At 57.6% G+C, this 521-nt stretch carries 2 protein-coding genes; both read right to left on the bottom strand.

Annotated elements, in window-relative coordinates:
- The coding region (locus AC1D0Z_RS24020; RefSeq protein WP_477660606.1) for a VOC family protein at positions 1-249 on the bottom strand (249 nt) is incomplete at its 3' end.
- Between the two features lie 116 nt (positions 250-365).
- Positions 366-518, bottom strand: a complete 153-nt coding sequence (locus AC1D0Z_RS24015; protein ID WP_477660607.1) for a DUF2188 domain-containing protein — start codon at positions 516-518, stop codon at positions 366-368.
- Positions 519-521: the final 3 nt, after the last annotated feature.

The raw sequence follows: 521 nt of genomic DNA, 5'->3' as shown, positions 1-521 counted from the left end.
CTGAAAAGAGAATGACTCGTTATGCTTGAAGAGCGGGCCACCGTTGAGTCCAATGCAGGGAATACCGGCGACAGTGAATTCGACCGTGAGCACGTCCCCCTGCTTGCCGTCGGGGTAGTCACCCGGTGCATAAAAGAGTTTGCCGACAGTGCTGTCGGGAAATGTTTTGGCGTAGAAGTTCGCGGCCTCAACGGCACCACCGTCGTACCACAGGCAAATCGTGTTCTTGCTGGTCTTTTCGCTGGCCATGTCGTGTCTCCTGAAAGGTTGGGCACCCGGCGCCCGCCAGAGTGCAAAGGGCTTCCATCGTATTCAACTTCGGGAGCTGGGGGCCGGAAGGTCCCGGCGCCTGTTCCTGACCGTTCCTAGCCTTTCGACCTGGAAGGATCAGCAGCGCCTGGATAGGTCCGTTCTTCTTCAAATGTTCCGTCGGCGCGGTGGATTTTGACCGAAGCGGTTCTTCCCACCATGAACTCTTGCGTTGCTTCCAGAATCTCCGCCTTCGTGGGCTTGCTGATGGC

The sequence above is a fragment of the Polaromonas sp. P1_E3 genome (assembly GCF_056405935.1).
The sequence above is the reverse complement of the archived record's forward strand: the minus strand, read 5'-3'. Positions and strand labels throughout refer to the sequence as shown.